Genomic DNA, 8,698 nt, shown 5'->3' with positions numbered 1-8,698 from the left:
GTCTCTTTTCATATATACTCCTAAAATTTATAAAAACCAATTTTATTTTTAGGAGGGGAAAGTCTCCCCCTCGCTCCAAAGCCAAGCCGCTATGCTTTGTTGGCTTTTCCACTACCCCCTCTCCTAGGGCTCCGCCCTAAAACCCGGAAGCATCGGTTTTTCAAAAAAAAAGCCCGTTTCAAAAAGAAACAGGCTGACAAATTAACAGATAAAAACAATATGAGCGCAAACTTTAGTAATGAGAGTTGAACACATTTTTACATTGCGGCTAGCCATACTAAAATTGAATGTTACAGGATTTGTCAAAAAGTTTCAAGAAAATGCAAGTTATATTTTTTTGAACTTTTGCTTGTGGTATAATCAGTTTTATGAAATCTCAACTTACAACTCTTTGCTATATCGAAAAAAATAATTCTTACTTGATGCTGCACCGCGTAAAAAAGCAGAACGACATAAACCACGACAAATGGATTGGAGTCGGTGGTCATTTTGAGCATCATGAAAGTCCGGAAGACTGCCTTTTGCGGGAAGTTAAGGAAGAAACCGGACTTACGCTCAAAAAATTTGCTTTTCGAGGAATTGTCACTTTTGTTTCGGATGAAGACGAGGCTGAGTATATGTGTCTTTATACTTCCGACAAATTCGAAGGCAAACTCATTGATTGCAGCGAAGGCTGTTTGGAATGGGTTCCGTTTGAAAAAATTGAAAGCCTTGAACTTTGGGAAGGCGACAAAATTTTTCTCCGGCTTCTGCACACAAATGCGCCGTTTTTTTCGCTCAAATTGATTTACAAAAATGGAAAACTTGTAGAAAAATTTTTAAATGGAAAGGCAATTTAAAACAAAAAAACCGGTTATTTTCCGGTCTTTTTGTTTAAGATAAGCGCAACCACCAAAGAATTGGTTATTTTACATCACAGTTGTCTGCTTTTTCTGTTGTAATTTCTTTTCCAGCAGCGAGAGCTTTTTTTCCTGCAATCATAAAATTATGATTTTCGATTTTGTAACTTACTTTGCAGAACTTGTCAATGTCGATTTTTGCAGGTTTTTCGCAAGGCTCGCTTCCTTCCAAAGAAATTACAGTTCCTGGAGCGGCCCACGGAGCGGTCAAAAGCTCAACTTTTTCTTTTCCGTCTTCTGTATAATCGCAGGCAAGCAACATTCCGCGGCTTTCTATGCCTTTCATTTTGCGTGGAGCTAAGTTTGCCGCAATAATTACGTGTTTTCCGAGGAGCTCTTCTTCCTTCAAATATGGGCGCAATCCAGACTGAATAATTCTTGGTGTGCCAGAACCGTCGTCCATTGTCTCAACATACAGTTTGTCGCCCTGCGGATTTGTTTCAACTTTTTCGATTTTTGCAACTAAAAGCTCGATGTGGCTGTTAAAGTAAGCTGCCGGGTCTGTTTCTGCAGGGCTTACATTTCCAGCTGGCTTTGATTCAGTTTTCGCTTTTTCTGCCGGTTTTGAATGTGGTTTTTCTTTTGGCATGAGGGCTTCGATGTCAACTTCGCCGGCAACACAAGGAACAATAATTCCCCAGTTTTCCAAAACCTGCGGATGAACTTCGCCAAAAACACCAACTTGTTTACCGTTGAGCATGATTGCAGCCTGTCTTCCAGGAATAAAGCGAGGGTCTTCAACTTCTTTTACGTCATATTTGTGGTCGAGAAGATAAAGAAGAGCGCTTACTTCGCTTGCAAGACTGTTAAAGTTTGCATTGTTGCAGGCTGTCATAAATCCAAGTGACTGAATTGTTTTTGTTCCTGTGTTTTCGCTTGAATCCAGAAAAGCAACTTTTCCGATTTCGAAAATTTTGTGGGGGAATACAGCCTGTCCAGCCTGACTTTCTGCCCTCAACAGAGAGGCAATGATTGAAGGACGAACAAACTGGTAGTTTTCGCTCATAGGGTTTGAAATTTCGATTACATTTTCTGAGCTTACGCACATGCGGTCGATATAGTCGCGTTTTGAACCCAGATAGTTAAAAATCATTTCCTGATAGCCAAGACCGACCATAATTTCTTTTGCCTTGCGGCTAAAAAGCGTAACGTCAGAAAGCTGTCCGACTGTAAAATCGCTTGGACGAACAGGCTTAAAATTGTCCAGGCCAACGCCAATCATGACATCTTCGATTATATCGACTTCGTGTAAAAAGTCGTTTCTGTATGGAGGCGGATTGAGAACAAATTCAACATCGTTTTTATTTGCCTTGAGATAATTTGCAGTTTTTTCAGAAGCGTCAAAATCTTTGGCAGAAACATCGTTATCCATTCTGGCAAGCGCATCCAAAACTTCATTTTTTGTCAAATCGCAGCCAAGTTTTTTATTGATTGCCGCAAGAGTTGTTTTTGTTGACGGCTGGAAATAGAACGGAGCAACAACCTCTTTTCCGAGCGCAGTTTCGTATGGATGAACAACTTTTACCGGCAAAATTTCATAACCTGCATCAAAAAAGTCGCAGGCAACAATATTTGCAGAAAGCATAAGGTTTTCCATGTTGTCGCCAGTAAGCTCAACCATAAGGTCTTTGTCGCCAACCTGCACTGCTCCAAGTGTTGCGGAATTGATAACAGGAGCCATCGAAAGAACTTCGCCAGTGTCGTCTGTCAAAAGCGGAAATTTTGGCAAATCTTTTATAATCCAGCCAAAATCTTTGCCCTTTGGATGTTCAGTCAAAATCTGACGGCAAGTCATAGGCTGCTCGCACTGCAAAGGAACAAAAGAAGTTTTGTCAGGATCAACAGCCTTGTAATGGCAAGGCCACTTAATATCAGCCATTCTGTAAACGCCCATAGAAATTGAGCGGCGCTTGCGGCCAAAGTTCCAGCAGAGCTTTTCCTGAGTCTGGATAATATCCTTTAACATTGGATCGTCGATTGGTTTTCCAGAAATTACAAAACTTACCATATACGGACGGATATTTTTCATTTCCGGCTCAACCGTAATTACACGGTCTGCGCAATCCTTTACGCTGCCTTTTTTAGACAAAAAAGAAGAATAATTTGAGCGTTTTGCGCCTTCATGAATACGGAGCTGACGGGTAACGCCGCCGGTAGACCAAAGGTCAGGACGGTTCGTGTCGTTCAATTCGATTTTAATAACGCGTTCATTTTCCGGCTGAGACATATCCGGCTTTTCATCGAGTTCAGCTTTAGCAAAAGTAAGCTTTTTTTCCAAAGTGTCAAAGTCGTATTTTTTTCCAAGAAGATTAAAAAAAAGATTTTCGTTTACTTCAATTTTTGGCATGATTTTCCTCTAATTTTCGCGTTTAATTGCCTTTAAACTTTAAAATAATAGAAAAATTATATCGAATTAAAACTTTGCTGTCCACAAAAGCAAAATCTTCGCGAGACTTGTGCAATTTTTTTAGGAATAAAAAAAGCAAGCGGCTATTTTTTATTTCTGTCAGAAACGTGGTTTAGCGAATATAGATTTGAAGCCGGCTTGTCCAAAATAAATTCAATTGCCTGATTTAATTTTGACTGAAGTTCTTCCTTTAAATACATTTGGTCGGAATCGTAGCTCAAAAGAAATTTTGCATCGATATTTAGAGCCCTGGATACTGCTGTTAAAGTGTGTGCGGACGGCCAGCGTCCTTTTTCCATATTGCGGATTGTGTTAACAGCAACACCGCTTTTTTCGGATAATTTTTCTTGTGTAATGTGTTTTTCGTGCCTGATTCTTTTGACGTTGTCGCCGATTATTTCGCCAAGACTTTTATCGCTGTTCATTTTAAGAATTTATATCTGAATTACTTACAAAAACAGACTTACTTATTATTGAAAATGTATCAAAATAACCAATAAGTTGCGGTTGATTAAGTGAAAAATCTCTTTAATTGATATTTTTTTCTACAAAAGATATTATTTCTTTTATGATTGAATTAACTAGCAAACAGAGAAAGTTCCTGGAAAAATCAGCTCAGCCAATGACGCCTTTTGTTTTGATTGGCGGCGCCGGAGTAACAGAAGAGCAGATAAAGCAAATTCTGGCAGTTATAAAAGTTCACGAACTTATTAAAGTGAAATTTAACGAGTTTAAAGACGAAAAAAAAGAACTTGCAAGAACGATTGAAGAAAAAACAGATTCGACTCTTGTGCGAATAATTGGAAATGTTGCGATTTTTTACAAAGAAGCCGAAAAAATGGCTGACAGAAAATTTGCAAAAGGACTTTTAAAAGCGTAAAAAATTGTCGGTTTTTCTTGAAAAAGCGCAGGATATTGCCTGTTAAATTAAAATATTCTGTTATAAATTTATTTTAGTTTAGTTGCAGTAAAAATTCGTAAAGTCTTACCAGAAAAAATAATTCTTTTTAGAATCTGCCGCTGAATCCGGGCTTTTTGATAAGTTTTATCTTTAAGCCCTTTTTTAATTTAAAAAGGCGGCGCAAGCAATGCTGCGGCGGACGCGGCGGCCGAAGTTGCCGGAGGCAATGAGCGCAAGCGAAGCCAGAGCGGCCGGTCTGACGGTTAAATAGAACGCAGAAAAAATGACTTAAATTGGCAGAAAAATAACGCCCGAAAATCCCCAAAAATGGAAAAAATAAATTATCAAAAAGAGCTTGAAAAAATTATTTCGCAGTTTTCGCAGAAAAAGGACGGAACCAAACCTTCGCTTTTGCTGCATGCTTGCTGCGGACCTTGCAGCAGTTATGTAATTGAGTATCTTTCTGGAATTTTTGATATAACTGTTTACTATTATAATCCGAATATTCACCCGGAAAATGAGTATTTTAGGCGGCTTGAAGAATTAAAAAAATTTTTGAAGGTTTTTCCTGATGCCTTAAAAAACAAGGTTAAGCTCGTTGTTGACGATTATAATCCGGAAGATTTTTTTGCCGCGACAAATGTCAGAAACGAAGCTGAGCTTCAGAAAGAAAGGGAGCGCGGGGAACGGTGCCGCCGATGCTACAGGCTGAGAATGAGCCGTTCCTGGGATTTTGCCTGCAAGAATGGTTTTGACTGGTTTACGACAACTTTGAGCATAAGTCCGCACAAAGACAGCCAGATGATAAACGAAATTGGAATTGCGCTGGAAAAGGCGGAAAATGGCGGTTTGGCAAAGACGAGATTTTTGGTTTCGGATTTTAAGAAAAAAGGCGGATTTTTAAGGAGCACGCAGCTTTCGGACGAATACGGACTTTGGCGGCAGGATTATTGTGGTTGCGTTTTTTCTATGCAAAATAATAAAATAGAAGAAAACAAAAATCGTTAAGGAAAAAATATGACGCAGGCTGAAAAATCGATTCAAGAAAGGGCGGACAGTATTCGCGATGTAATCCGATACATTGGAAGGTTTAGCAACGCGATTGTCGTGATTTATATTGACGACAGAATTATTGATTCGCCAATGTTTACGAGCCATATTCACGATATTGGGCTTATAAAGCAGTCTGGATTGAAAGTTCTTTTGGTTCCCGGCGCGCATAAAAGAATCGATGAAATTCTTTCGAAAAATTCAATTGAATGGACGAGCTGCAACGGAAGCCGGATTACTTCTCCGCAGGCAATGGAGCTTATAAAAACCGCCGCTTTTGAAGTTGCAAACAACGTAATGACAAGCCTTGCAGGAGAGCACATAACCGCTGTAATCGGAAACTGGGTTCGGGCGCGCGGAAAAGGCGTTATAAACGGAATTGATTTTGGAACTGCCGGCGAAATTGACAAAATTGACGATTTGAGCCTGAAAACTGTTTTGGAAGACGGTTTTATTCCGATTTTTCCGTGCATTGGCTGGAGCTTGAACGGAAAACCTTACAATATTTCTTCGATGCAGCTGGCAACTCAGCTGGCTGTTCATTTGAAGGCGGACAAGCTGTTTTTTCTTGTGCCGGACGGCGAAATTACAGAAAGAAATTTTAATCTTCCAAAGGGAGTTGGACTTTCGCCGGAAGGCCATGTGCCGGCTTTGAATATTGAGGAAGCTGAAGAATTTATTTCGGTTAACGAAGATGAAGAAAAATTAAAATCTTCTGGCAAAAAAGGTGTTTTTGAAAAAGAAAGCGCCCTGCGCAAAAACATAATTTCGATTTTAAAGCTTTCTAAGGAAGCATGTAAAAAAGGCGTTGCCCGTGCGCATATTTTGAACGGCAATGTTGACGGAACTTTGCCTTGCGAAATTTTTAGCAATTTGGGTTCCGGAACGATGGTTTATTCGTCGGATTATGGAAAAATCCGGGCAATGCGGCGCGAAGATATTTCTCAGGTGCTTTCTATAATAAGGCCTTTTGTTTTGGACGGAATTTTGCTTCCGCGCACAGAAGAGCAGCTCGAAGCGTCTTACAGCGATTACATTGTTTTTGAAATTGACGGCGCGGTCCGCGCCTGCTCTGCCCTGCATATTTACGACAGGACACAGGCAGAAATTGCGGCCGTTGCGGTTGATAAAACTTTTGCGCATATTGGAATCGGGCCAAAAATGATTGCTTATCTTATCGAAAAAGCAAAAACTATAAATCTTGAAAGCATTTTTATTTTGACAACGCAAACCGCCGACTGGTTTGAAAGCCAGGGGTTTAAGCCTGATTCGGTTGACTCTCTTCCAGAAAAACGCCGGAAAATGTGGAACGAAAAGCGCGGCTCAAAAGTTTTTAGGCTTTTTCTTTAGTTTTTTAAGCGGACAAAATTGAACTGACCGCAAAATGCAAAAAAAACAATAAATCTTTTAAGAACGCAAAACCTAGCCCGTGCCGGAGCAGCGCGCAGCGTTAAGGGGGTGTCCAAAAAACTCTAAATGTCATTTTCTTGCTATGTCTGTTTGTCGTTGTCGTGTGGCGGCTGATTGTCATTCCCGCACTTGCCCCTGTCATTCCTGTGCCACGACACAGGAATCTCCTCACATGGGATTATCCGGTCAAGCCGGATAATGACAACAAGCCGGATAATGACAACAAGTATGATAATGGCGGCAAGCAGGATAATGGCAGATGCTTTTGGGGCAGCCCCTTAATGGAGCAAAGGCGGAACTGCGCAGGGACGGTTTGAGAGAAAAATGTGCTCCATTTTATAGCTATAAGTTTTTAGTTTTAATTGAATAAACACGATATTTTTTGTAAAATTGTATTGTTATATAGAAACAATATGGGAGTAACTTATGGATTGGACGTTGATAGCAAAAATCAGCGCTTTTGTTCTTTACTTGGGCGCAATGATTTATGTTGGCTTGAGCAATACAAGCAAAAACAACACTTCTTCGGACTTTTTTCTTGGCGGACGAAATGTTGGTCCTTGGGTAACTGCGCTTTCGGCCGAAGCTTCTGACTCTTCTGCATGGCTTCTGATGGGACTTCCCGGCCTTTGCTATCTTGGCGGCGTAAAAGAAACTTTTTGGACTGCCCTTGGTTTGTGCGTTGGAACTTACATTAGCTGGCTTTTTGTCGCTAAGCCTTTGCGCAAATGTTCGGTTTCGTTCGGCGACTCGATTACTATTCCTGAATTTTTTAAAAACCGCCTGAACGACAAGAGCAACCTTCTTTCGGTTATTTCCGTGATTCTTATCGTGTTCTTCTTTACGATTTACACAGCTTCGGGTTTTGTTGCCTGTGCAAAGCTTTTTAATTCGGTTTTTGGACTTCCGTATCATGCCGGCCTTGCAATCGGTCTAGTAGTAATTTTGTGCTACACGATTACAGGCGGATACATTGCCGTTTGTACGACGGATTTTATTCAGGGAGCGCTGATTTTCTTTGCAATCGTAATTTCGGGAACAATTGCAGTAATTTCGCTGGGCGGTCCTTCTGCGGCCCTTGCAAGTGTCCAGAGTTTTGACGCGCGCGCCGTTGCCGGAAATTTTGGCGAGACTCTCAAGAATGCGTTTGTCGCAAACAAAAGTTACAGCGCAATGAATATTGTTTCTGCTTTGGCGTGGGGGCTCGGCTATCTTGGAATGCCGCATATTATCGTAAGATTTATGGGAATTGACTCTCCGGAATCAATTAAAAAAGCGCGCAGAATCGGCATTTCCTGGATGGTCGTTTCGTATATTGGAACATTTGTAATCGGAACAGTTGGAACCGCATTCTTGTTAAAGCACGGAATTGTCCTCGGCCTTGACGCAGGAACAGTTGTTGAAGGCGTAAAAGCGACTGGCGACGCAGAAACGATTTTTTCAGTAACAATGCAGAATATTTATCCGGCTTTTATTGCAGGAATTTTCCTTTGCGCAATTTTGGCGGCTTCAATGTCAACCGCCGACTCGCAGCTTTTGGCGGCCNNTAAGGGAATTATAAAAAAGAACGCAAGCGAAAAAGAGGTTTTGAACGTAAGCCGCTTTACAGTATTCTTAATTGCCCTGATTGCGCTTTTGCTTTCGCTTAACCCGAATTCTTCGATTTTTGGCCTGGTTTCTTATGCCTGGGCCGGATTTGGAGCAACATTTGGCCCGCTGGTTCTTCTTTCGCTTTACTGGCGCGGATTGACAGCAAAAGGCGCAATTGCCGGACTTATCGGCGGCGGCGTTGTTGTAGTAATATGGCACAAGCTTTCTGGCGGAATTTTCAATCTTTACGAAATAGTTCCGGGATTTGTAGTTTGTCTTGTTCTTGCCGTGGCAGTTTCGTTGATTACAAAAAAAGACAAGAACGTGCTTGAGCAGTTTGACGCTTACAAAAAAGCCTAAAAAATATAAAGCCTAAAACTAAAAGAACGGTGGTTTTGAAAATCAGTCAAAATCATCGTTTTTTTTTATTTTTAGGAGCGC

At 40.8% G+C, this 8,698-nt stretch carries 7 protein-coding genes; 5 read left to right on the top strand and 2 right to left on the bottom strand.

The features are described 5' to 3' along the window. Positions 1-368 precede the first annotated feature (368 nt). Positions 369-839 carry an NUDIX hydrolase gene (locus B3Y13_RS07560; protein ID WP_296668588.1) on the top strand — a complete coding sequence of 157 codons (471 nt, stop codon included), beginning with the start codon at positions 369-371 and terminating at the stop codon, positions 837-839. Positions 840-903: 64 nt separating this feature from the next. Here the strand turns inward: B3Y13_RS07560 and pheT are convergent, their stop codons facing one another. Beyond that, positions 904-3,246 carry a phenylalanine--tRNA ligase subunit beta gene (pheT, locus tag B3Y13_RS07555; RefSeq protein ID WP_296693698.1) on the bottom strand — a complete coding sequence of 781 codons (2,343 nt, stop codon included), beginning with the start codon at positions 3,244-3,246 and terminating at the stop codon, positions 904-906. 143 nt (positions 3,247-3,389) lie between these two features. Continuing rightward, entirely contained in the window at positions 3,390-3,731 is a 342-nt protein-coding gene (locus B3Y13_RS07550; RefSeq protein WP_296016400.1) for a helix-turn-helix domain-containing protein, read from the bottom strand. Positions 3,732-3,874: 143 nt separating this feature from the next. Between B3Y13_RS07550 and B3Y13_RS07545 the strand changes: the two genes are divergently transcribed. The 4 genes from B3Y13_RS07545 to putP all read left to right on the top strand — a co-directional run bounded on the left by B3Y13_RS07545 (position 3,875) and on the right by putP (position 8,617). Beyond that, positions 3,875-4,186 (top strand): YhbY family RNA-binding protein, encoded by a 312-nt coding sequence (locus B3Y13_RS07545; protein ID WP_296016402.1) that lies wholly within the window; start codon positions 3,875-3,877, stop codon positions 4,184-4,186. A gap of 348 nt (positions 4,187-4,534) precedes the next feature. Beyond that, on the top strand, positions 4,535-5,215 hold the full coding sequence (locus B3Y13_RS07540; protein WP_296693696.1) for an epoxyqueuosine reductase QueH: 681 nt from the start codon (positions 4,535-4,537) through the stop codon (positions 5,213-5,215). Between the two features lie 9 nt (positions 5,216-5,224). Then, positions 5,225-6,607: an amino-acid N-acetyltransferase gene (argA, locus tag B3Y13_RS07535; RefSeq protein ID WP_296668599.1), complete on the top strand. Its 1,383-nt coding sequence runs from the start codon at positions 5,225-5,227 to the stop codon at positions 6,605-6,607. A 486-nt stretch (positions 6,608-7,093) separates the two neighbouring features. Continuing rightward, positions 7,094-8,617, top strand: a complete 1,524-nt coding sequence (gene putP / locus B3Y13_RS07530) for a sodium/proline symporter PutP (protein WP_296693694.1) — start codon at positions 7,094-7,096, stop codon at positions 8,615-8,617. The last annotated feature ends 81 nt before the right edge of the window (positions 8,618-8,698 follow it).

It is taken from the genome of Treponema sp. UBA7567, assembly GCF_002476655.1.
Lineage (GTDB): Bacteria > Spirochaetota > Spirochaetia > Treponematales > Treponemataceae > Treponema_D.
The sequence above is the reverse complement of the archived record's forward strand: the minus strand, read 5'-3'. Positions and strand labels throughout refer to the sequence as shown.